The organism is Candidatus Edwardsbacteria bacterium (assembly GCA_031082425.1).
Taxonomy (GTDB): Bacteria; Edwardsbacteria; AC1; order AC1; family EtOH8; genus UBA2226.
The window spans coordinates 207,312-229,826 of sequence record JAVHLB010000005.1 but is presented as its reverse complement, the minus strand read 5'-3'; the positions used below and the strand labels follow the sequence as shown (position 1 = coordinate 229,826).

General features: G+C 57.2%; 19 protein-coding genes and 3 tRNA genes. 21 read left to right on the top strand and 1 reads right to left on the bottom strand.

From position 1 onward, the window contains the following. The first annotated feature begins 4 nt into the window (after positions 1–4). From RDU76_07055 to RDU76_06965, 19 genes are all read left to right on the top strand, one after another. Complete coding sequence (locus RDU76_07055) at positions 5–1,231, top strand: NAD(P)/FAD-dependent oxidoreductase (GenBank protein MDQ7798684.1); 1,227 nt, start codon at positions 5–7, stop codon at positions 1,229–1,231. A gap of 40 nt (positions 1,232–1,271) precedes the next feature. Beyond that, positions 1,272–1,673 (top strand): hypothetical protein, encoded by a 402-nt coding sequence (locus RDU76_07050; protein ID MDQ7798683.1) that lies wholly within the window; start codon positions 1,272–1,274, stop codon positions 1,671–1,673. Next, complete coding sequence (locus RDU76_07045; GenBank protein MDQ7798682.1) at positions 1,673–3,457, top strand: N-acetylmuramoyl-L-alanine amidase; 1,785 nt, start codon at positions 1,673–1,675, stop codon at positions 3,455–3,457. Before RDU76_07050 ends, RDU76_07045 begins: the two co-directional genes overlap by 1 nt. Before the next feature lie 80 nt (positions 3,458–3,537). Then, entirely contained in the window at positions 3,538–4,851 is a 1,314-nt protein-coding gene (locus RDU76_07040; protein MDQ7798681.1) for a replication-associated recombination protein A, read from the top strand. 104 nt (positions 4,852–4,955) lie between these two features. Continuing rightward, positions 4,956–7,586, top strand: a complete 2,631-nt coding sequence (locus RDU76_07035; protein MDQ7798680.1) for a M6 family metalloprotease domain-containing protein — start codon at positions 4,956–4,958, stop codon at positions 7,584–7,586. Between the two features lie 328 nt (positions 7,587–7,914). Further along, a complete protein-coding gene (locus RDU76_07030) occupies positions 7,915–9,534 on the top strand; it encodes a CTP synthase (GenBank protein MDQ7798679.1) in 1,620 nt (539 codons plus the stop codon). A gap of 59 nt (positions 9,535–9,593) precedes the next feature. Then, the gene (locus tag RDU76_07025; protein ID MDQ7798678.1) at positions 9,594–10,847 is read left to right on the top strand and encodes a redoxin domain-containing protein; all 1,254 of its coding nucleotides are present in this window, start codon (positions 9,594–9,596) and stop codon (positions 10,845–10,847) included. Positions 10,848–10,851: 4 nt separating this feature from the next. Beyond that, positions 10,852–11,235: a fluoride efflux transporter CrcB gene (gene crcB / locus RDU76_07020; protein ID MDQ7798677.1), complete on the top strand. Its 384-nt coding sequence runs from the start codon at positions 10,852–10,854 to the stop codon at positions 11,233–11,235. A gap of 17 nt (positions 11,236–11,252) precedes the next feature. After that, positions 11,253–11,585, top strand: coding sequence for a DUF190 domain-containing protein (locus tag RDU76_07015; GenBank protein ID MDQ7798676.1), 333 nt, complete (start codon positions 11,253–11,255; stop codon positions 11,583–11,585). 154 nt (positions 11,586–11,739) lie between these two features. Further along, positions 11,740–12,849 carry a histidinol-phosphate transaminase gene (gene hisC, locus RDU76_07010; GenBank protein ID MDQ7798675.1) on the top strand — a complete coding sequence of 370 codons (1,110 nt, stop codon included), beginning with the start codon at positions 11,740–11,742 and terminating at the stop codon, positions 12,847–12,849. 11 nt (positions 12,850–12,860) lie between these two features. Next, complete coding sequence (gene cmk, locus RDU76_07005) at positions 12,861–13,529, top strand: (d)CMP kinase (protein ID MDQ7798674.1); 669 nt, start codon at positions 12,861–12,863, stop codon at positions 13,527–13,529. Further along, positions 13,526–14,161 (top strand): lysophospholipid acyltransferase family protein, encoded by a 636-nt coding sequence (locus tag RDU76_07000; protein MDQ7798673.1) that lies wholly within the window; start codon positions 13,526–13,528, stop codon positions 14,159–14,161. The genes cmk and RDU76_07000 overlap by 4 nt, the downstream gene beginning before the upstream one ends. Then, positions 14,158–15,033 (top strand): 4-hydroxy-3-methylbut-2-enyl diphosphate reductase, encoded by an 876-nt coding sequence (ispH, locus tag RDU76_06995; GenBank protein MDQ7798672.1) that lies wholly within the window; start codon positions 14,158–14,160, stop codon positions 15,031–15,033. Before RDU76_07000 ends, ispH begins: the two co-directional genes overlap by 4 nt. A gap of 103 nt (positions 15,034–15,136) precedes the next feature. After that, positions 15,137–16,927, top strand: coding sequence for a 30S ribosomal protein S1 (gene rpsA / locus RDU76_06990; GenBank protein MDQ7798671.1), 1,791 nt, complete (start codon positions 15,137–15,139; stop codon positions 16,925–16,927). A gap of 243 nt (positions 16,928–17,170) precedes the next feature. Continuing rightward, positions 17,171–18,247: a flavodoxin-dependent (E)-4-hydroxy-3-methylbut-2-enyl-diphosphate synthase gene (gene ispG / locus RDU76_06985; protein MDQ7798670.1), complete on the top strand. Its 1,077-nt coding sequence runs from the start codon at positions 17,171–17,173 to the stop codon at positions 18,245–18,247. Between the two features lie 126 nt (positions 18,248–18,373). Next, positions 18,374–19,255: a signal peptide peptidase SppA gene (gene sppA, locus RDU76_06980; protein MDQ7798669.1), complete on the top strand. Its 882-nt coding sequence runs from the start codon at positions 18,374–18,376 to the stop codon at positions 19,253–19,255. Between the two features lie 65 nt (positions 19,256–19,320). Further along, a tRNA-Cys gene (locus RDU76_06975) sits at positions 19,321–19,395 on the top strand. A gap of 116 nt (positions 19,396–19,511) precedes the next feature. Then, a tRNA-Leu gene (locus RDU76_06970) sits at positions 19,512–19,599 on the top strand. Positions 19,600–19,728: 129 nt separating this feature from the next. Further along, complete coding sequence (locus RDU76_06965; GenBank protein MDQ7798668.1) at positions 19,729–20,256, top strand: hypothetical protein; 528 nt, start codon at positions 19,729–19,731, stop codon at positions 20,254–20,256. A gap of 166 nt (positions 20,257–20,422) precedes the next feature. Here RDU76_06965 and RDU76_06960 read toward each other — a convergent pair. Further along, positions 20,423–20,498, bottom strand: a tRNA-Gly gene (locus RDU76_06960). Positions 20,499–20,639: 141 nt separating this feature from the next. Between RDU76_06960 and RDU76_06955 the strand changes: the two genes are divergently transcribed. Beyond that, positions 20,640–21,860 carry a sensor histidine kinase gene (locus RDU76_06955; protein ID MDQ7798667.1) on the top strand — a complete coding sequence of 407 codons (1,221 nt, stop codon included), beginning with the start codon at positions 20,640–20,642 and terminating at the stop codon, positions 21,858–21,860. Continuing rightward, complete coding sequence (locus tag RDU76_06950) at positions 21,857–22,504, top strand: response regulator transcription factor (GenBank protein MDQ7798666.1); 648 nt, start codon at positions 21,857–21,859, stop codon at positions 22,502–22,504. Before RDU76_06955 ends, RDU76_06950 begins: the two co-directional genes overlap by 4 nt. The last annotated feature ends 11 nt before the right edge of the window (positions 22,505–22,515 follow it).

Sequence of the window (22,515 nt, the reverse complement as noted above, 5' to 3'; positions counted from 1 at the left end):
GACGGTGAACAGATATATCGATATTATCGGCGGCGGGCCGGCCGGGATGATGGCGGCCATCATCGCCGCCGGGAAAGGCGGCCGGGTGCGGCTCTGGGAGAAGAACGGCTCCTTGGGCCGCAAACTTTTAGCCACCGGCAACGGGCGCTGTAACTTTGCCAATCAGAACATCTCCTTGGATAACTTTCACGGCGGCCACCTGCAACTGGCCGGCGGCATCCTTGATAATTTCAAAGTGAAGAACACTCTGGAATTTTTCGAGGGCCTGGGACTGTCGTTTTATGCCGACAGCCGGGGGAGGTATTTCCCCCGCAGCAACGAGGCTTCCGCGGTGCTGTTCTGCCTGGAGCAGGAGATGGAACGGCTGGGGGTGGAGGTCAACCTGCGGTCCGAGATCGTGGCCCTGGGGAGGGTTTCCTCCGGCTGGGAGGTCCGCCAAAGGGGGCCTGGGCATGGATCCGCTGCGGTGATCCTGGCCTGCGGCGGGGCGGCCAGTCCGCAGTTCGGCTCCACCGGGCAGGGCTACGAGATGGCATCGAAACTTAACCATGCCATCGTCGCCCCGGAGCCGGCCCTGGTGCCGCTGATGCTGGCCGGGAACTGGTTCCATAAGCTCCAGGGATTGAGGATGGACCTCAGGCTGACCATCAGCCGGGGCGGCCAGACAGTTTTTGAGATCGTCGATGAAGGATTGTTCACCCACTACGGGCTGTCCGGACCGCTGGCCCTGAAGGCCAGCCGAATGATGAAAGGTCCGGGACTTGAGTGCCGGCTCAATTTCCTGCCCTATACCAATCAAACAGAGGTCATCACCCAACTGAGGGCCAGAAGGGAAAAACTGGCTTCCCGTCTGACCAGGGATTTTTTGACCGGACTGCTGCCGGAGAAGCTGGGACTGGTCATGATGATCCAAAGCAAATTGAACCTCGATGCGTCATGCCGGGAGATATCGGATGAACAATTGCCGGTGCTGCTGGAAAATCTCTGCCGCTGGCCGGTTCAGATAAATGGCCCGCGGCCTTTCCAGGAGGCCCAGGTCACGGCCGGCGGGGTGGACTGCCGGCAGGTTTTCCCGGGAACGTTGATGTCCAAAAAGGCTCCCGGGCTGTTCTTCTGCGGGGAAGTGCTGGATGTGGACGGGGATACCGGCGGCTACAACCTCCAGTGGTCCTGGAGCTCGGGATATGCGGCCGGGAAGGCCGCGGCCGAGTACGTGATCAAGAAGCAGTAAATCCTATTGATCTATTATCGCTCCGGGAATATAATAAAACATGTATCATCTAGTTAAAAATATCTTTGCCGCATCTTTTAAAAGGATTTCGACATCACCCCGGCTGGGGCTGTGCCTGCTGATCATGTCCCTTGGGGCGCCAGCTGCCCGGATATCTGGGGCATCTTTCCGGCCCGTTGAGATCGACACCACGCTGACCCTGAAGCAGATCGCCCGCCGGAACCAGGTCCCGGCGGAGAAACTGCTGAAATACCTTAATTTGGATCCCCGGCAGGGATCAGCCAGGCCGATGCAGGCAGATTGCAGTATTGCCCAGATTGAAAAAGCCGTGGTAAATATCCGCTCGTTGAATGCCAACCAGGCTTCCAACCACTGGTTCTTTGCCCTGGCCAAGTTTGCCAAATGGGCCTTAAAATTAATCGCTAAGGTGTTTATAGAGTAATGAGAAAAATCAGCCTTGTCGTTATCCTGCTTATCGCCGCGGGGACGGCCCGATCGGCCCCCCAAATAGACCTGGTCTATCCTCCGGAGGGAGCCGATATCGGGCCGGTCTCCTGGTCGTTCATAATGGGATCGGTAACTCCCGGCAGCCAGCTTTCGGTCAACGGCCGCAAGGTGGAGGTCTACAAGACAGGGGCCTTTCTGGCCTACATCCCGTTCGATCCGGGAGAATTCATCATCCAGCTGTCGGCTTTGGATGCCTCGGGCATCGCCACCCTGGATCGCAAGGTGAAGGTGGCTGCGGGCAAAAAGAACATCCGGCCTGACAGCCTGTGCATCCTGCACGGCTCGATCAACCCCAATTACAGATTGAGCCTGCCGGCAGGAGATCGTCTTTATGTCTCATTCCAGGGGACACCCGGCGGCAAGGCCAGCTTCTCGGTGGGCCGGAACATAGGTATCCCGATGCTGGAACAGAATGCCGCCACCGAGGCCGATGACAAGGTCCTGGCCTTTTCCGATTCATCCATCGCCGACACCGCGGTGGTGCCCGGCATCTACGGCGGATCCTGTCTGATAAGGGGAGATGAGGGCTGGGAAAGCCGGCGAATATATTTTTACCTGGTTGACCGGGAAGGAAATTCCGTAATTGATTCCACCGGGCCAATTCTCAGCAATTGGGACGATGCCCGCCAGGTCTTTGCCAAAGTGAAGGATTCCCTTGCGGTGCTCAAGACCGCCCCGGACCTGGGCTATGAGATGTTCCTGCCCCGGGGAACGATCCTGCAGATAAGCGGGATCCACGATCAGTATTACCGGCTGAAGCTTTCGGAGGCCAAGGAGGCCTGGGTCAAACAGAACTCGTTGGAACTGTTTCCGGCGGGGAAAATATTCCCTGCCGCCAAGCTGGCTTTGGTCAAGACAGCCAGGGAACCCCGCGGCAGCCTACTGAGCATCTTGCTGTCACGGCCTTCGGTCCATCAGGTCTTTCCCGGAGCCGATGGACGGAGTCTGAAGATGGTGCTTTACGATGTCCGGGCCGACATGGACTGGGTGCGCTACGATCCGGCCGACGGTTTTGTCAACGATATCCGCTGGAGGCAGGTTGACAGCCGGACGGTGGAGCTGGAGGTGTCTCTGGCCGGCAAATTGTGGGGCTATAGCACTGCCTATCAGAACAACAACCTGGTGCTGTCTTTAAAGGCCCCGCCGGCCATCAACCATAAACTCCCATTCAAAAATTTAAAAATAGCCCTGGATCCCGGGCACTCCCCGGACAACGGCGCAGTGGGCCCCTTGAGAACTTTGGAGAAGGACATCAACTGGCAGATCAGCCAGCGGCTGGGCCGGATGCTGAAGAAGGAGGGGGCCTCGGTTCTCTACACCCGGGAGGGGTCTGAGGGGGCCGGCATCTACCAGCGCCCCAGCCGGGCGGCTGGCTGGAAGGCGGATATTTTGATCAGCATCCACAACAACGCCTCGCCGGACGGAGCCAATCCGCTGTTGAACAGCGGATATTCCACCTATTACTACCAGCCTTACAGCCGGGGGCTGGCCGAGACGGTCCACCGTCAGTTTCAGAAGACGCTTCCGCTTAACGACCACGGGCTGTTCTACGGCAACCTGGTGCTGTGCCGGGCCACCGAATTTCCCTCCATCCTGGTGGAGCCGGCTTTCATCATCGTCCCCCGCGAGGAAGCCCTTTTATTGGACGAAGTTTTCCAGGAGAGGATCGCCAGGGCCATCTTTATCGGGATGAAAGAATTTCTTTTGAAAGTAAAATGACCTCCCCTTAATACCCTCCTTGATCAAGGAGGGGAAGGGGTGGTCATAAATAGCATCTAACCTCAATTTCTTAAATGATTATGACCGATCAGACCGAAATATTTCCCGACAGATCGGCCGAGGCCAAATCCGTCCCCCTGGCCGACCGGATGCGGCCCCGCACCCTGGACGAGGTGGTGGGGCAGGAGCATCTGATCGGGCCCGGACGGGTGCTGCGCAAGATCCTGGAATCCGGCGAGGTGCCGTCGCTGATCTTCTGGGGTCCGCCCGGATCCGGCAAGACCACCCTGGCCCGGATCATCGCCAGCTCGGTCAAGGCCAATTTTCTGGAGTTCTCGGCGGTGATCTCCGGCATCAAGGAGATCAAGGAGGTCATCAAGCAGGCCGAGGCCAAGCGCAGCCACCAGGGCCAGCGCACCATCCTTTTCGTGGATGAGATCCACCGTTTCAACAAGGCCCAGCAGGACGCCTTTCTGCCCTACGTGGAGCGGGGGACCATCGTGCTGATAGGGGCCACCACCGAGAACCCATCCTTCGAGGTGATCTCGGCCCTGCTGTCCCGCAGCAAGGTGCTGATCTTAAAAGGCCTGGGCGAGGAGGACATCAAGGGCATCCTGGAGCGGGCCCTGACCGTTGAGAAGGGATTGGCCGAGCTCCATCCGGCGGCCGATGCCAAGGCCCTGGAATTCATCGCCCAGTCCTCCTACGGCGACGCCCGCACCGCCCTCAACGCCCTGGAGCTGGCGGTCAGCACCGTCAAGCCGGACCAGGACGGGAAGAGAACGGTGACCCTGGCCGATGCCGAGGAGGCCATGCAGAGGAAATCCCTGCTGTACGACAAGGCCGGGGAGGAGCATTACAACCTGATCTCGGCCCTGCACAAATCCCTGCGGGACTCCGATCCCGACGGCTCATTATACTGGCTGGCCCGGATGCTGGCCTCGGGCGAGGACCCGTTGTATGTGGCCCGGCGGATGATCCGCTTCGCCACCGAGGACATCGGCAACGCCGATCCCAACGCCTTGCTGATAGCCAACCAGGCCAAGGAGGCCTATCATTTTCTGGGCACGCCGGAGGGCGAGCTGGCCCTGGCCCAGGCGGTGATCTACCTGGCCCTGGCCCCCAAGAGCAACGCGGTCTACAAGGCCTATGGGTCGGTGATGCGGGAGATAGACCGTTCCGGCTCCCTGCCGGTCCCGTTGGTGATCCGCAACGCCGTCACCAAGCTGATGAAGGAGGTGGGCTACGGGGCCGGCTACCGCTACGCCCACGATGAGCCCGACGCCAAGCTGGACCAGCAGCACCTGCCGGATGAGATCAGGGACAAGAAATTCTACTTCCCCACCGAGCGGGGCTGGGAGGGCCGGAAGAAAAAGGAAGGCGGCAATAAATAAATGTAAAAGTTTAATTCATCCTTTGGGTTGACATTGGGCCTTTCAGTGTTTATAATTGATTCAGGAAGTAACCATTACATAAATATAAAATGAGGTAACTATTCATGGGTAAAAGCTCAATAGTGCGATTACTTTTGGTCGTGGCGATACTGTCATCAACGATCGGACTGTTGTTTGCCATGCCGCCCCGGGAAGGGATCCAGGAGCCCGAAGCCCTGAAGGCCATGCGCCTGAAAGGCATGGACAGTCCGGAACGGGGCCTGATCTTTCAGCTGAGGGATATCAAAGGCTCCGATGCCAAGATCGCAGGCAGCCGGGAGTATCCGGTGATCATGGGTTATTTCACCGATCTGGCGGCCATCAACACCCAGGCCGAATTCCAGGGCATGCTGTTCAACACCGGGACCAACAACAAATCGGTCAACAACTACTACCGCGACATGTCCTACAATACCATGAGCTGTTCCGGCGCGGTCGACAACTGGCGCACCAGCAACAACACCGTCGCCTATTATTCTGCAGGTTCTGGTCTTAATGGTGGTACCACAGCCAACACCTACGAATTCATCATCAAGACCCTGGCCCATGCCGATTCATTCGTCAACTTCGCCGATTCCAGCTACGACCAGAACCACGACGGGTATGTAGACGTGCTGTGGGTGGTCCACGCCGGCAAGGGGGCAGAAGAAGGCGCCACCGCCATCTGGTCACACAGCTTTTATTTATCGGGCTTTGGCAGTGGGGCCACCTATTATACCACCGGCGACATTAGCCCCTTCACCGGCAATCCGGTCCGGATCAACGAATATATCATCATGCCGGAGAGGACCAACTACGCCGACGGCAACGGCGGCACCACCGAGATGATCGGCTGCGGAGTATTCTGCCACGAGTTCGGGCATGCCCTGGGCCTGCCCGACCTTTATGATACTGATAATTACGATTACGGCGCCGGCTCGGGCATCGGCAAATTTTCGCTGATGGCCGGCGGTTCCTGGGGCGGCAACGGCACCACCAATGCCCGCCCGGTGTCCTTGGATGTCTGGTGCCGGCGGTTCCTGGGCTGGGCCAGCCCCACCCTGGTCACTGCCAACAATCTTTATACCGTCAACAACATAATGACCACCGCCGCCAACAGCAGCTATAAGCTGGCCTTTTTGGGCACCGATACCACCAAGCAGTTCTGGCTGGTGGAGAACCGCTATGAACTTGGCATGGGTCCGGTCAGCAGCGTACGTTGGGACTCCCTGCTGCCGTCAACCTCGCCGGGCGGTTTGGCCATCTATCATATCGACAGCACCTATACTACCAGCACCTATTTGAGCAACAATACGGTCAATAACAAATACACCAGTGGCGGGGTGGCCAGGCCGTACGGAGTGGCCGCGGAGGAAACGGACATGAGCACCCCCGGGTACTCCTCGGAACTCTGGACCGGCACCAACGACGGCGATGCGGCCGACTATTGGACCAGCGGCACCCAGGCCAGCTTCGACAGCTCCGGCACCGCCTACCCGGTCAGCTATTACAACGGTGCCACCTCCACCACCGGCGGCGCCCATGCCGGGGTGGCGGTGCGCCAGATCCCGGCCGGCTCATCGGCCATGACCTGCAGCCTGATCGTCAAGCCGGAAGGCGCTCCCACCGGGCCGGCCATGGCCCTGGACCACACCTATTATGATGTCAACGTTCCCCAGAACGACAGCCTGGACCAGACCCTGGTGATCGGCAACACCGGCGGTATGGATCTGGACTGGAACCTGACATATTTAAATACCGGCATTGGAAGTTACGACAATGCTGACAATGGTGATGCCATAGGAAATGGCGGCACAACCTTTACCACCGCAATCCTGCTGACCAGCACCGAATTAGCTTCTTATTACGAAACCTATGAACTATATGCCGTAAAGGCTTTGATCATCCTGCCCATTACCAATGTGACCGTTAAAGTGTGGCAGGGCGGGACCACCTCTCCGACTACTGAAATATATTCCGCTGATGTTACTGCGTTGACAGCCGACGGATGGAACACCTACCAGCTACCCTCGCCGATAACCCTTCAGACCGGCATCAATTACTGGGTAGGGTACAGCGTGGGGCATGTCAATGGCGAATTCCCGGCGTCGGTGGATAACGGCCCGGCCATAGACGGCAAGGGGGATTGGGTCGAAGCCGGCGGTTGGGCGGAATTGCAAACCTACGCACTTGACTACAATTGGAACCTTAAGGCCATGCTGGGCAAAAAGCTGGCCGACTGGATCACCATCGATCCCACCTCGGGAACAGTGGCCGCGGCCGGCAATAGCAATGTCACCTTCAGCTTTAATGCTACGGGATTATCCTTGGGCACTTACAGCGACACGGTCTGCCTGGCCAGCAACGATCTGGCCAACAACCCCAAGAAGATCCCGGTCTCCATGACCGTGGGCGCCTCCGGGGTAAGCGGCAAACCGCAGGCCGGGAACCCCGCAGTCTTCGCCCTGCACAACGCCTGGCCCAATCCGGCCCGGGGGCAGGTCAACTTCAGGTACCAGCTGCCCAGGGCCGCCCAGGTGGACATCAAGGTCTACAATGTGCTGGGCCAGACGGTCAAGAGCTTCGACCGGGGCCTGCAGGAGCCGGGTCACTACTCGCTGAAATGGAGCGATGCCAATGTGGCCGAGGGGGTCTATTTTGTCAGACTGCAGGCCGGGAATTACCGGGCCACCAGGAAATTCGTGGTGGTGCAGTAGATCATAGGAAAAACCCAGGGCGAAGTGTCTTCACTTCGCCCTTTTTTCATTTGACAGGGGGCTTTTTTTAAAGTAAACTTAATACTTCAAATTTTGCTTATCATTTTGATCGGGGCACAAGGTATAGGGCGGCAAGTGTTCACCCGTTCGGCTTGCTTGGTATTGCTGCTTTCTCAGGGTGACAAATCATGTCATCCCGGGGAATCTCCGAGGTAACACAGGTTGAAGGATGGATCACAGTCCCCCATTCAATATTCAGGGCAAGTTAGATTACTCAGGGTGACAAAACGAATGTCATCAAAAATAAAATTTTGAAACATATAGAGTTATGAAGAAGAAAGTAAAGTTCATATTTGTGACCGGCGGGGTGGTCAGCTCGCTGGGCAAGGGCATCGCCTCGGCCTCGCTGGGCTACCTGCTGAAGGCCCGGGGCCTGAAGGTCAACATCCAGAAGTTCGACCCCTACCTGAATGTCGATCCCGGGACCATGAGCCCCTTCCAGCACGGGGAGGTGTTCGTCACCGACGACGGGGCGGAGACCGATCTGGACCTGGGCCATTACGAGAGGTTCATCGACCGGCCCCTGACCCGGGACAACAACCTGACCTCCGGGCAGATCTACGAATCCATCATCACCAAGGAACGGAGGGGCGATTACCTGGGCAAGACCGTCCAGGTGGTGCCGCACGTCACCAACGAGATCAAGGCCCGGATCCACAAGCTGGCCGAAAGCGGCGACGTCGACGTGCTGATCACCGAGATCGGCGGCACGGTGGGCGACATCGAGAGCCTGCCGTTCATCGAGGCCATCAGGCAGTTCCGGCTGGACGTGGGGCGGGAGAACTGCGCCTATATCCACCTGACCCTGGTGCCGTATATCCACGCCTCCGGCGAGCTTAAGACCAAGCCCACCCAGCATTCGGTCAACAAACTGCGGGAGATCGGCATCCAGCCGGACATCATCATCTGCCGGACCGAGCAGCCCCTGGACAAGGAGCTCAAGGAGAAGATCGGCCTGTTCTGCAACGTCTCGGCCGAGTCGGTGATCGAGGCCATCGACGTGGAGAGCATCTACGAGGTGGCCCTCAGATTCCACAACGATGGATTGGATGAGATCGTGGCCCATCTGCTGGGGGCCGGTTTTCACAAGCCGGACCTGTCCGCCTGGAGCCAGATGATCGAAAAACACAAGAATCCCGAATCCGAAGTGCGGGTGGCCATCTGCGGCAAGTATGTCGACCTGCACGACGCCTACAAGAGCATCATAGAATCATTCGTCCATGCCGGCATCGCCAACCGGGCCAAGGTCAACCTGGACTGGATAGATACCGAAAGCCTGGCCCCGGAGAATGTATCCCAACGCTTCGATAACTGCCACGGCATCCTGGTCTGCCCCGGCTTCGGCGAAAGGGGCATCGAGGGCAAGATCCTGGCGGCCCGGCACGCCCGGGAAAAGAAAATGCCGTATTTCGGCATCTGCCTGGGGATGCAGGTGGCCACCATCGAGTTTGCCCGCAACGTCTGCGGCATGAAGCAGGCCCATTCCACCGAGTTCGACGACAAGACCCCGCATCCGGTGATAGACTACCTGCCGGAACAGAGGAACATCAGCAACCTGGGCGGGACCATGCGGCTGGGGGCCTACCCCTGCGTCATCACGCCCGGCACCAAGGCCCATCAGGCCTACCAGACAGAACAGGTGTCGGAACGCCACCGCCACCGCTACGAGGTCAACAACAGCTATGTGGCAAAATTGGAGGAGAAGGGCATGGTGTTCTGCGGCCGGTCGCCGGACGGGATGCTGGTGGAGATGGTGGAGCTGAAGGACCATCCCTGGTTCCTGGGATGCCAGTTCCATCCCGAGTTCAAGTCCCGGCCCATGAAGCCACAACCCCTGTTCCGCGATTTCATCAAAGCGACCAAGGAATACCGGGACGGGAAAAAATAATTTCATGGGCTGAGAGATCAGCCCATTTTTAACAGCCAACCCGTTTCAAAGGGACAAACATGAAAAAAATTCCAAAGTTATTCTGGGTACTGGTGCTGTCCAGTCTGCTGGCACTGGCTGGCTTGAGCTTCTTCATCGTCAAACAGCGGGAGATGGTACTGGATCAGGCCCAAAAGATCACCCAGGCCGGAGAGGCCGAAAGCCTTGACCGGGCGGAGGGCGACATCAAGGGGATGAAGTTCATCACCAGGGAACAGCGGCTGGGGCTGTATACCATGCTGGCCGGCCGTTTCGCCCAGATAGGCAACCAGCCGAGGATGTATGAGGTCTTCGAGTCCGTTCTGAAGATGGACCCCGAGAATGCCGAGGTGCTCAACAATCTTTCCTATGAGTGGGCCAAGCAGGGGATCAACCTGGAACAGGCCGAGCAATACTCCAGAAAAGCGGCGGCCCTGGCCCACAAGAGATCATCCGGCCAGAAGCCGGCCGGCCTGTCGCGGGAACGCTGGGAAAACATCCTCCGGATGGAGAGGGGAAATTATCTGGACACCTACGGCTGGGTGCTGTACCAAAAAGGAAAATATAATTCGGCCCTGGGGGAGCTGCGGAAAGCCTTCAAACTGGCAGAGGACCCGACCATCCAGTATCACTTGGGGATGGCATTATACCGGACGGGCGATTTGGACGGGGCCATAGAGAACCTGGCCGCCAGCCTGGCCGGACGGCTGGAGGACCCGGCCAAGACCAAAGCCGAGCTGGAGGCCGTCTATAAGGAAAGATACCGGACCCTGAAAGGATTGGACAAAATTTTGCAGCAGGCGGCGGAGAAAACCTTGGCCCGCCAGCAGGCCGAGGATGAGGCCGACGCCGCCAGAATAGTCGGCCGGCCGGCCCCCGACTTCAGCCTGCCGGACCTGGACGACCAGCCCTATCAGCTTTCCCAGTTCCGGGACCGGGTGGTGATCCTTGATTTTTGGGCCACCTGGTGCGGTCCCTGCAAGCTGGCCATGCCGCTGATCGACCAGGTCTTCCTGGAATACCAGGGGAAAGGCCTGGTGGTGCTGGGCATCAACCTGGAGGGCCGGGACAAGAACCAGTTGGTGAAACAGTTCGTAGAGAGGTCGGGTCATCAGTTCGTCATTTTGCAGGGCGGGATGATGGGCGTCGGCATCGACCGGGTTTACGGCGTGAGCGGGATCCCCACCACCTTTGTGATAGACAAACAGGGGGTCATCAGATACCGGCATATAGGCTACCGCGAGAATCTGGATCAGATGCTGGCCCGCGAAGTCGAGGAGCTTTTGAAGCAGTGATCCCGTGCAGCATTTGATCTATATCGCCCTGGGCGGCATGACCGGGGCTTTGGCCCGTTACGGGCTTTCCCGGCTGGTCCAGCTGTCGGTCAATGAGATATTTCCCTGGGGGACCTTGTTTGTCAATCTTTCCGGCTCTCTGGCCATCGGGGTGTTCTTTGAATTATTCGACCGGGCCATGATCCCCCCCGACCTGAGAAGCTTTATCGCCATCGGTTTTTTGGGGGCCTACACCACCTTCTCCAGCTACTCCCTGGAAACCATCAATCTGCTGCGGGAGGGCGAGATCAGGCTGTGCCTGACCAATGTGCTCCTGAACAATATATTGGGACTATTGTTGGTGGTGGCAGGGATATATGCCGCTAAAACAGTGATCAGATTATTTTAACCAGGGAGGATCGGCGGATGAAACTTCCGGAGCAGGCAGTGCTGTTAAGGGTGTTTATCGGCGAAAACGACAAGCATAACGGCAAGCCTTTGTACGAACAGATAGTGCTCAAGGCCCGCGAATTGAACCTGGCCGGGGCCACGGTCCTTAGGGGCATCCTGGGATTCGGGGCCGACAGCCGGCTTCACAGCGCCAAATTATTGAACCTGTCGGAGGACCTGCCGGTGGTCATCGAGGTGGTGGATACCAAGGAGAATATCGACCGGCTGATGCCCTTCATCGACCAGAACGTAACCGAGGGACTGGTGACCCTGGAGGATATCCGGGTGATAAAATACCGTCACAGCTAAAAACAATGCGCCATATATGTTTTGCAGTTCAAGCCCTGCATTTTGCGGGGCTTTTTTAATGGATTTTCTTTGCTTGATTTTAAACCCGATCTGTGCTATAATACCAAGTTGTTTTATTATAACCGATTGATAAACCTATAGTTGGAGAAATGCCATGATACCCCAGCCCAGGGAGAATATCGGTTCCATCAGCCCTTATATTCCCGGCAAGCCCATCGAAGAAGTGCGCCGTGAACTGGGGCTCAAGGGCAGGATAATAAAACTGGCCTCCAACGAGAATCCATTGGGCCCGTCAAAGCTGGCGGTCAAGGCCATCCGCCAGGCGCTAAAGGAGATCAATCTGTATCCCGATGACGGCTGTTATGCCCTGGGCCAGAGGCTGTCCGATCACCTGGGAGTAAGCGAAAACCAGCTGATATTCGGCAACGGCTCGGTGGATATCATCGAATTTATATTCAAATCCTTCGTGGCGCCTAAAGATCATGTGGTAATGGCCGAGCAATCTTTTGTGATGGGCAAGATAGCGGCCAAAATGACCGATGCCGACCTTACCGAGGTCCCTTTGAAGAATTATACCCCTGATCTGGAGGCCATGGCCCGGGCGGTCATTCCGCAGACCAAGGTGGTCTATATCGCCAATCCCAACAATCCCACCGGAACCATGATCAACCACGACCAGCTCAAGGCTTTTATCAAAGCCGTTCCCGGGAGCTGTGTCATAATATTGGATGAGGCTTATTCCGAATATATAACCCGAAGCGATTTCCCCAGAAGCCTGGAACTGTTAAAGGATCACTCGAATATAATCATCCTGCACACCTTCTCCAAGATATACGGTCTGGCTGGCCTTCGGGTGGGCTATGGCATCGGCCATTCGGATTTGATCGCCTCGATAAGAAAGGTCCGGCTGCCGTTCAATATAAGCTTGTTGTCCCAGGCAGGCTGCCTGGCCGCCTTGGACGACGTCCAGCACCTGGAGCGCAGTCGCCGGGTGAACGATGCCGGCAAGGAATATTTATACCGCCAGTTCGAGAAGATGAAGCTGTCCTATGTCCCGTCGGAGGGTAATTTCATACTTGTCGATCCCCAGCTGGACTCGATGGAGGTCTTCGCCCGCCTGCAGAAGCGAAGCATCATCATCCGGCCGGTCAAGAACTACGGGCTGCCCACCGCCTTGAGGGTCACCATCGGGTCCGAGAAGCAGAATAAAAAGCTGGTGGTGGCTTTGAAAAAGGTCATTAAAGAGGTCCGCCGATCGCAGTAGCGGGCAGGAGAATGGTCATAGCCATTGACGGTCCGGCGGCCTCTGGCAAAAGCACCACCGCCAAGCTGGTGGCTCGGGAGCTGGGATATCTCTATATTGATACCGGGGCCATGTACCGGGCCATGGCTTTGAAAGCTTTTCGGGGAAAGGTGTCTCTGAGCGACAGTGCGGCCGTGGCCAAGTTGGTCGAATCCACCACCATAGACCAAAAGCCCGGCCCGGACGGGATCCGGACAATATTGGACGGCCGGGATGTCAGCCAGGATATCAGGACCCCGGAGATTTCGCGGGCCGCCTCGGATATCTCGGCCATCTCGGTGGTCCGCCAAAGGCTGGTCAAACTACAGCAGGAGATGGGCCGCCAGGGCGGGGTGGTGATGGAGGGCCGGGACATCACCACCGTGGTGTTTCCCGATGCCGATGTCAAGGTGTTCATGAAGGCCGGCATCACCCAGCGGGCCCGGCGCCGGATGGAGGAACTGACAGCCAGGGGCGCCCATTGCCGACTGGAGGATATAGAGAGGCAGATAGCCGAGCGCGACGCCCAGGACAGCCAGAGGGCCGATAGCCCGCTGCTCTGCACCCCCGATTCGCTGGTGATAGACACCTCGGCCCTGAGCATCGGACAGCAGGTGGAGCAGGTGCTGGCGGCCGTCAGGCAGAAAGCGGGGACAGCATGATATGGGACAGCCGGGCTTTTAATTCCCGCTTCTACCGGATGGTCTGGCACAGTCTGAATTTCGGGCTGAGGCATTTTTTGGGACGCCGGGTCACCGGCTGGGAGCATGTTCCGCTCCAAGGGGGCTGCATAATCGCCTCCAACCACATCGCCCTGGTCGATCCTCCGTTTCTGGGCACCGCCGCCCCCCGGGAGGTGACCTTTGTGGCCAAGCAGGAATTGTTCCGATTCTTCCTGCTCCGCTGGCTGATAACATCCCTGAACGCCATGCCGCTCCGGCGCCAGGGCGGGGATGCGGCGGCCATCAAGCTGATCCTGAAGAAGCTGGAGCAGGGCTGGGCGGTGGTGATGTTTCCCGAGGGCACCCGCAGCCGCACCGAAAATTTCCTGCCGGCCAAATCCGGGGTGGGTCTGATAGCCAGGCGCAGCCTGGCCCCGGTGGTGCCGGCTTACATCCAGGGCACCAACCGGAAGCTGTCCCACCTGCTTAAGGGGCGGTATGAACTGCTGGCCAGGTTCGGCCCGCCCATCACCGCCGCCGAGATAGCAAAGTATCCCGACAGCAGGGAGGGGCACCAGCAGATCAGCCAGCTGGTGATGGACCGGATAATCCGGCTGAAAGAGGGCCGATGAAGATAGAGGTTGCCAAAAGGGCCGGTTTCTGTTTCGGGGTCAAGCGGGCGGTCAAGCTGGCTTACGAGACCGCGGCCAAGAGCCGGCAGGCGGTCTGCACCCTGGGGCCCATCATCCATAATCCCCAGGTGGTGAAGGATCTGGAGAGCTGGGGGGTCAAGGCCATAGAAAAGCCGTCCCGGGTAAAAAACGGCGTCCTGATCATCCGCTCCCACGGGGTGCATCCCCGGGTGCTGCAGCAGCTGAGAGCCAAAAAGGGCCTGACCATCATTGATGCCACCTGCCCCTTCGTCACCAAGGCCCAGAAGGCGGCGGCCTGCCTGCGGGACGAAAAACGACAGGTGATCATCATCGGCGAGAAGGAGCACCCCGAGGTGATAGCCCTCAAGGGCTACGCCGGGCGGGATTCGATGGTCTTCAACCACAAATCGGTCAAGGTGGGGCCGCGGATAGGGGTGCTGGCCCAGACCACCCTGTCCACCGACGATTTCGTAAAGGCCCTAAAGTACCTGGGGTCCAAGACCAACGACATCCACCTGATAAACACCATCTGCCGGGCCACCCAGGTGCGCCAGCAGGATACCATGCAGCTGGCCAAGCGCTCGGATCTGATGATCGTGGTGGGCGGCCGGAACTCGGCCAACACCTCCCGGCTGGCCGAAATGTGCCGCAAGGTGGGAAAGCCCACCTACCATGTGGAGACCGAGGACGAGCTGAAAGCCCGATGGTTCTCCAAAGCCGGACTGGTGGGCGTCACCGCCGGGGCCTCCACCCCAGACGCCCTGGTGCGGAAGGTGGTCAGCAGGATAAGGGACATCACGGCCAAGAAAGAGAAACCTGTGAAGGGTTTAAAGGTTCAAAAAGTTCAATAGGGTTAAGAGGTTTATAGTTTTTCGCGCGTTTTGCGGGCAAAAGTGAAAATTTCAAGGCTGGCATTGGTCGGCCTATTCTATACCAAAAGGAGTAACACAAAACATGGTCAAAACCAAAAAGCTTCGTCCGGAGGACGAGAAGGACGAGTTCCTGACGGAGGAGGAATCCCAGGATTCGGGTGAATTCAGGGCCCTGCTGGATGAGTATTTCCATCAGAAAACATTCGAGGAGGGCGAGATCATCACCGGCAGGGTCCTCCGCATCAGCGGGGACTCGGTGATGGTGGACGTGGGTCTTAAATCAGAGGGGATCGTTCCCCTGATGGAGCTGTCGGATCCGGAGTCCATCAAGCCGGGCGACGTGCTGGATCTTTACCTGGAGACGATGGAGAACGAGGAGGGCCAGATGGTGCTCTCCAAATCCAAGGCCGATTTCATCCGGGTGTGGGACAAGGCCAAGGAGTATCTGGACAACGAATCGCAGATCGAGGGCAAGGTGGTCAAGCGGATCAAGGGCGGCCTGATAGTGGACCTGATGGGGGTGGATGCCTTCCTGCCCGGTTCCCAGATAGGCCTGCGGCCGCTGGAGACCATGGACAGCCTGCTAGGCCAATTTGTCCCCCTGAAGATCGTCAAGATCAACAAGAAACGCCGCAACATAGTGGTCTCCCGCCGGGCGGTGCTGGACGCCGAGCGCGACAAGCTGCGCACCGCCATCCTGGCCGAGATCGACAAGGGACAGCTGCGCGAGGGCATCGTCAAGAACATCACCGACTTCGGGGTGTTCATCGACCTGGGCGGGCTGGACGGCCTGCTGCACATCACCGACATGTCCTGGGGCCGCATCAACCACCCCTCGGAGCTGGTCAAGCTGGGCGAACGGCTCAAGGTCAAGATCCTGGAATACGACCGCGAGAAATCCCGGGTCTCCCTGGGCCTCAAGCAGCTGACCCCGCATCCCTGGGAGGATATCGAGACCAAGTTCCCGGTGGGGGCCACCATCAAGGGCAAGATCGTATCCATCGTGGATTACGGGGCCTTCATCGAGCTGGAGAAGGGGGTGGAGGGTTTGATCCACATCTCCGAGATGTCCTGGACCAAGCAGGTCAAGCATCCCTCCAAACTGGTCTCCATCGGGGCCGAGGTGGACGCGGTGGTGCTGAAGATAGACAAGAACGAGCAGAAGATATCTTTGGGTCTGCGCCAGCTGGAGCCGGATCCCTGGGACACCATCGAGCAGAGATATCCCATCGGCTGCAAGGTCAGCGGCAAGGTCCGCAACATCACCAATTTCGGGGTGTTCGTGGAGCTGGATGAGGGCATCGACGGTCTGATCCACATCTCCGACATCTCCTGGACCAAGCGCATCAAGCATCCCAGCGAGGTGGTCAAGAAGGGCGACAGCATCGACATCATGGTAACCAACATAGACAAGGACAACCGCCGGATCTCCCTGGGCATCAAACAGCTGGAGGACGATCCCTGGGCCGACATCGGCAGCAAGTTCTCCATCGGGCAGGACCTCAAGTGCAAGGTCAACCGCCCGCTGGAGCGGGGCCTGCTGGTTGACATGGATCACGGCTTCGAGGGATTCGTGCCGGTCTCCGAGCTGGAGGGGATCACCGAGGACAAGCTGGCCGAGACCTTCAAGGGCGGCGAGGAGCTGGACCTCAAGATCATCGAGATCGACTCCTCCAACCGCCGGATAGCCCTGTCCCAGAAGATCCTCAAGGCCGAGCAGGAGTCCGGGGAGATCAAGCCTTACCTTAAGGCCGAACAGTCTTCGACCGGCACGGCCTTCGGCGATGCCTTGAACCAGGCCATCAAAGGCAAGAAGGAAGAGAAGAAAGAAGACGAAAAGGGTGGGGAAGAAAAGCCCGAGGCCACCGCGTAAACAGACCTAACCCCCAACCCCCTTCCCCACGAGGGAAGGGGGTTTTATTTATTCCTGTCTTCCGTGTCATTCCTGCGAAGGCGGGAATCCATGCCCGTGCCGGGCCCAATATTGTAGGAGAGGATTTGAAACCCACCCTACCTGCATGCCCGGCTGGTTGACCGCCCCCAACCCCCTCCGATGCGGAGGGGGAATTTTATTCCCCTCTTGCATTTTCCCTGACTATTTGCGATAATACCCCAAATGCCGGAAAAGACACAAAATACTTATCCCCGCCGGAGATCCCAGCCGGTCAAGGTGGGGAATCTGGCCATCGGCGGCAACGCCCCGGTGTCCATCCAGTCCATGACCAACACCGACCCCTGCGATGTTAAGGCCACATTGGCCCAGATCAAAAAACTGGAGAAGGCCGGGTGTCAGATCGTCCGCCTGGCGGTGCCGGATAAAAAGTCTGCCACCGCCCTGGTCCGTATCCGGCAGGGGACAAAGATGCCGCTGGTGGCCGATATCCACTTTGATCACCGCCTGGCCCTGATCGCCCTGGATGCCGGGGTGGACAAACTGCGGATCAACCCAGGAAATATCGGCTCCAAAGATAAGATCAGACAGGTGGTCAAGGCTGCGGCCGGCAAAAAGGTTCCCATCCGCATCGGGGTCAACGCCGGCTCGCTGGAGAAGGATATTCTGGCCCGGGACGGCCATCCCACCGCCCGGGGCATGGTGGACAGCGCCCTGCGGCACGCCCGGATACTGGAGGACCTGGGGTTTGACGATATCGTGATCTCCCTCAAAGGCTCGGATGTGCCCATGACCATCGAGGCTTATAGGAAAATTTCCCCCATGGTTCCCTATCCTCTGCATCTTGGCATCACCGAGGCCGGGACCCCGGCCGCCGGGGCCATCCGCTCGGCGGTGGGCATGGGAACCATTTTGGCCGAGGGCATCGGTGACACCATCCGGGTGTCGCTGTCCGGGGATCCGGTCAAGGAGATCCCGGTGGCCCGGGAGATCGTTCAGTCATTGGGGCTGGGGACCTTTGGCCCGGTGGTCCATGCCTGTCCCACCTGCGGCCGCTGCAAAATAGACGTGGCCGGGATCGCCGCTCAGGTGGAGCGGAGAATAGCCGGGATAAAGAAACCGCTGAAGATAGCGGTGATGGGCTGTGCGGTCAACGGGCCGGGCGAGGCCCGGGAGGCCGACCTGGGGATCGCCGGCGGAGACGGATTGGGCCTGCTGTTCCAAAAGGGCAAGATCATCTCCAAGGTCAAAGAGAAGGACATGGTGAGCCAGTTGGTGACGTTAGCCAAAAAAATGAAATGAATTATTTTGGACGCTGATAAACGCTGATTTCCGGGATCTTATTACAATAAATAAAACAGCGGGAATCTGCGAAAATCTGCGTCCTATGAACTCCGGTATATTCGGATTGTTAATCAGGAGTGTTCGATGAAGAAAAAAGGGCTGTTCATAACCCTGATCGCGGTTGCGGTGCTGATGTTCGCCGTCATCTTCGTAGGCGCCATCGTGATGGCGGTCTCCAATGAAGGTCATATGGAACTTTCCTACGGGAAATCGGTGGGGCTGGTGGAGATAGTCGGTCCGATAGTCTCCTCCGATAACGCCGTCCGGCAGATAAAGAAATACCGCGACAATAACTCCGTCAAGGCCATCGTGGTCCGGCTGGAGACCCCGGGCGGCGGGGTGGCCGCTTCCCAGGAGATATATGAGGCCCTCCGAAACGCCCGGACCAAAAAACCGGTGGTCTGCTCCATGGGTGAGGTGGCGGCCTCCGGCGGGTATTATATCGCCTGCGGCTGCGACTCCATCGTGGCCAACCCCGGCACCCTCACCGGCTCCATCGGGGTAATTTTAAGCTACGCCGTGTTGGAGGAGCTGTTCCGCAAGATCGGCATCGGCTACGAGGTGATCAAAGCCGGGGCGGTCAAGGATCTGGCCTCGCCATTCCGCCAGATGACGCCCCAGGAGCGGGCCCTGTTGCAGTCGATGATCGACGATGTGCACCTGCAGTTCATGGAGGCGGTATCGGAAGGGCGCGGCATTCCGCTGGACTCGGTAAAGCTATTTGCCGACGGCCGGGTCTTCTCCGGCCGGCAGGCCTATAATCTTAAACTGGTTGACCGGCTGGGAACCCAGGACGATGCGGTGATAATGGCCGGCACCATGGCCGGGCTCAAGGAAACCCCCAAGGTGATCAGGGAGAGGAAACGCCGGCCGTCGATATTGGACCTGCTGACCGAAAGCGCCGAGACCCTGTCCGATCTGAACCGATCCTCCCGGACCAAGCTGGAGTACCGGCTGGGGAACTAGGCTGAAAAGGGATCTTCTTGACAGGCGGGGCCGAAAACTGGTAAAATCAGCTTATTGATATTTGAGGCGGCTTAGCCAAGTGGTAAGGCGACGGTCTGCAAAACCGTTATTCAGCGGTTCGAACCCGCTAGCCGCCTCCAGTTAAATGGATATAAATAAAGTGGGTCATTCCCGCGAAGGCGGGAATCCATGTTCCGACTGGATACCTGCTTTCGCAGGTATGACAAAATGCAAGTAGACGAGTACGAAACAAAATGCCGGGGTGGCGGAACTGGTAGACGCAAGGGACTTAAAATCCCTCGTTCCTCAAGAACGTGTCGGTTCGATTCCGACCCTCGGTACCAGTACAAGGCAGGACTGCTGAAAAGCATCCTGCCTTTTTGATTTAAAATTTATAATATTCATTCATTTTAAAACAAGTGTTTGACATAGAGGATTAATTTTGTTATATTTAGAATATGAATAAGTTTGCAATGTCTCTAGTAGCAATATTACTGCTTTTGGGTTGTACATCGTATGTCAAAGAAAAGGCGCCGGTAAGCAGAAGGATAACAAGGAGGAAATTGCCAGCCGTAGTAGCACTTGATACATCAGAGTATCAATGTTTTTTATTCTATGAAACCATCAGGGTGAAAATCAAGATGAGCTATGATGCTGTTTCCAGGTTTGCATCTGCGGATACAATAGGTGATAAAGAAAGGATAAAATTTGCAAAGCGTTACAGGGATACCATTAAAACATTGATGGACCAAAAGATCGATTCTGTCAATTTGGCTAAATTTAAAAAAAGAAATTTTTATAAATATTCTGTATTGGTATTAGAAAGTCTTTTAGATGAAGGAGCCGTGAAGATATTTGATGCATATAATAAGGAGTATGCGGACAGCATTTATATATCGCAGTATACCGAAATGTATGACCAGTTTTGCGGTGTATCGGGGCGGAGGTTTAGCCTGAAAGGCAATAGGATGATATATGAAACGGTCGATATGGTTCACTAAAACGCAAACGATTCCGACCCTCGGTACCAGTACAAGGCAGGACTGCTTAAGCAGTCCTGCCTTTTTTACCCCGCCCATATTCCCTCCCCTCGAGGGGAGGGAAGCCGTAAGGCAGGGAGAGGTTAATAAAAAAGGACAGGCTTTTAAAGCCTGTCCTGATATTTACTGGAGCGGGCGATGGGATTCGAACCCACGACGTCTACCTTGGCAAGGTAGCACTCTAGCCACTGAGTTACGCCCGCAATCAACGGTAATTATATATAAATATCCGGCGGGTGTCAAGGGTTTTGTTATATACCACACAGGAGCAGAAAATAAATTTAAACTTGCGTTTTGGCGATATTAAGGTTAAACTTAGGCAAATATAACGATCGATAACAGATATGAAAAACCCCAGTCCAAATATCAAGGACCGCTTGCTATGGCAGCTTCAGGAACGGGTCAAGGAACTGACCGCTTTGCATAAAGCTTCGGCCATCCTGCAAAACGACCGGAAGAGTGTTGAGAATATCCTCGGGGAATTCATCAAAATACTGCCGGCGGCCTGGCAGTACCCCCGGGATACCGCCGCCCGGATAGTGGCCGGGGATCTAAGCCTCGCCACTCCGAACTATGCGGCCACCCGGTGGAAACAATCCAGCTTCTTCGGCATTGGCGGCGGGGAAAAAGGCCGGATAGAGGTTTACTATCTGATCAAGCAAAAGGCAGCATTTGAGGGACCGTTCCTCAAAGAGGAACGGCAGTTGATTGATTCGCTGGCCAAAATGCTGCATGCTTTTTACCAGAAGAGGTCGGCCCAGCAGGCTATTCACGATGCCCTGGATCATCTGGAAGAGAAGGTCGTCAAACGGACCTCTTTGCTGAACGATGCCAACCTCAAACTTAAAGCTGAAATTGCCGAGCGCAAGCGGACGGAGCAGACGGTCAAAAGATATCAGCAGAAGCTGAAAAAACTTGCTTCGGAGTTGACGCTGACCGAAGAGAGGGAAAGGCGGGCCATTGCCTCCGACCTGCACGACCATATCGGCCAGGCCCTGGCTATGATCCGGGTGAAACTTAAGAACCTGGAGGGCAACGCGGTCTTCAGCGGGGCGGAAAGGGATCTGGAGGAGATCCGGATGCTGCTGGAGCAGACCATTAGCTACACCAGGAACCTGACCTTTGAATTAAGCCCGCCGGTGCTGTACGATCTGGGGTTTGAGGCCGGGCTGGAGTGGCTGGCCGAGCAGACCCGCCGAAAATACGGGAAAGCGGTCGAACTGTCATGCCCCGGCCCAAAGCTGCAGCTGCCTGAAGATCTGAAGGTCACCTTGTTCCGGTCGGTTCGCGAGCTGATGATCAACATCATCAAACATGCCGGGGCCGATAACATTTCGATCGTCTTGACAAACTCCGGCGGGAGGCTGACCATCGAAGTCTCCGACGACGGGATAGGGCTGGTTGAAAAAGGAGCCGGGGAAACGGCGGAACCCGGAGGCTTCGGCCTGTTCAGCATCCGGGAGCAATTGGGTTGTTTCGGAGGCCGGCTGAGCTTGGCAGCGCTTCCGGGCCGCGGCACCAAGGCGGTCATCATCTGCCGGACGAACGGAAAGGGGGTGGGATGACGCTTAAGATCATCATTGCCGACGACCACAAGATCGTGCGGGAGGGCTTGAAAACCCTGCTGGAAAAACAATCCGGGATAAAGGTGGTGGCGGAGACCAGCGACGGGCTGGCGGTGGTCAAACTGGCCCAGGAGCACCTGCCCGACCTGGTGATCATGGACATAACCATGCCGGGGCTGAACGGGATAGGGGCGACCCGGAGGGTTAAGGAAATCTGCCCGGCAGCAAAGATAATGATCTTATCCATGCATGCTGACCGCCGCTATGTGGTGGAAGCCCTCAAGGCCGGGGCCAGGGGCTATCTGCTAAAGGACTCGGCCTTTGAGGAACTCATTCAGGCGATAAAATCCATTGTTAAGGGAAAGATATATTTAAGTTCCGATATCACCGATGTCCTGGTCCGGGACTATCTCATCAAGGAGCGCGATGCCGACCCCGGCGTTTATTCGCTATTATCGGCCAGGGAAAGAGAGGTATTGCAGCTGCTGGCCGAGGGAAAGAGCACCAGACAGACGGCCGATAAGCTGTCCATCAGCGTCAAGACGGTGGAGACCCACCGCCAGCAGCTGATGCAAAAGCTCAATCTTCACGGCATCGCCGAACTGACCAAATATGCCGTCAGGGAAGGCTTGACGACCTTGTGATCGCTGGCGAC

Coding starts and splice junctions, on each gene's coding strand:
- RDU76_07050 (MDQ7798683.1), top strand. CDS start 1,272: ATGTATCATCTAGTTAAAAATATCTTTGCCGCATCTTTTAAAAGGATT.
- RDU76_07045 (MDQ7798682.1), top strand. CDS start 1,673: ATGAGAAAAATCAGCCTTGTCGTTATCCTGCTTATCGCCGCGGGGACG.
- RDU76_07040 (MDQ7798681.1), top strand. CDS start 3,538: ATGACCGATCAGACCGAAATATTTCCCGACAGATCGGCCGAGGCCAAA.
- RDU76_07035 (MDQ7798680.1), top strand. CDS start 4,956: ATGGGTAAAAGCTCAATAGTGCGATTACTTTTGGTCGTGGCGATACTG.
- RDU76_07030 (MDQ7798679.1), top strand. CDS start 7,915: ATGAAGAAGAAAGTAAAGTTCATATTTGTGACCGGCGGGGTGGTCAGC.
- RDU76_07025 (MDQ7798678.1), top strand. CDS start 9,594: ATGAAAAAAATTCCAAAGTTATTCTGGGTACTGGTGCTGTCCAGTCTG.
- RDU76_07015 (MDQ7798676.1), top strand. CDS start 11,253: ATGAAACTTCCGGAGCAGGCAGTGCTGTTAAGGGTGTTTATCGGCGAA.
- hisC (MDQ7798675.1), top strand. CDS start 11,740: ATGATACCCCAGCCCAGGGAGAATATCGGTTCCATCAGCCCTTATATT.
- cmk (MDQ7798674.1), top strand. CDS start 12,861: ATGGTCATAGCCATTGACGGTCCGGCGGCCTCTGGCAAAAGCACCACC.
- RDU76_07000 (MDQ7798673.1), top strand. CDS start 13,526: ATGATATGGGACAGCCGGGCTTTTAATTCCCGCTTCTACCGGATGGTC.
- ispH (MDQ7798672.1), top strand. CDS start 14,158: ATGAAGATAGAGGTTGCCAAAAGGGCCGGTTTCTGTTTCGGGGTCAAG.
- rpsA (MDQ7798671.1), top strand. CDS start 15,137: ATGGTCAAAACCAAAAAGCTTCGTCCGGAGGACGAGAAGGACGAGTTC.
- ispG (MDQ7798670.1), top strand. CDS start 17,171: ATGCCGGAAAAGACACAAAATACTTATCCCCGCCGGAGATCCCAGCCG.
- sppA (MDQ7798669.1), top strand. CDS start 18,374: ATGAAGAAAAAAGGGCTGTTCATAACCCTGATCGCGGTTGCGGTGCTG.
- RDU76_06965 (MDQ7798668.1), top strand. CDS start 19,729: ATGTCTCTAGTAGCAATATTACTGCTTTTGGGTTGTACATCGTATGTC.
- RDU76_06955 (MDQ7798667.1), top strand. CDS start 20,640: ATGAAAAACCCCAGTCCAAATATCAAGGACCGCTTGCTATGGCAGCTT.
- RDU76_06950 (MDQ7798666.1), top strand. CDS start 21,857: ATGACGCTTAAGATCATCATTGCCGACGACCACAAGATCGTGCGGGAG.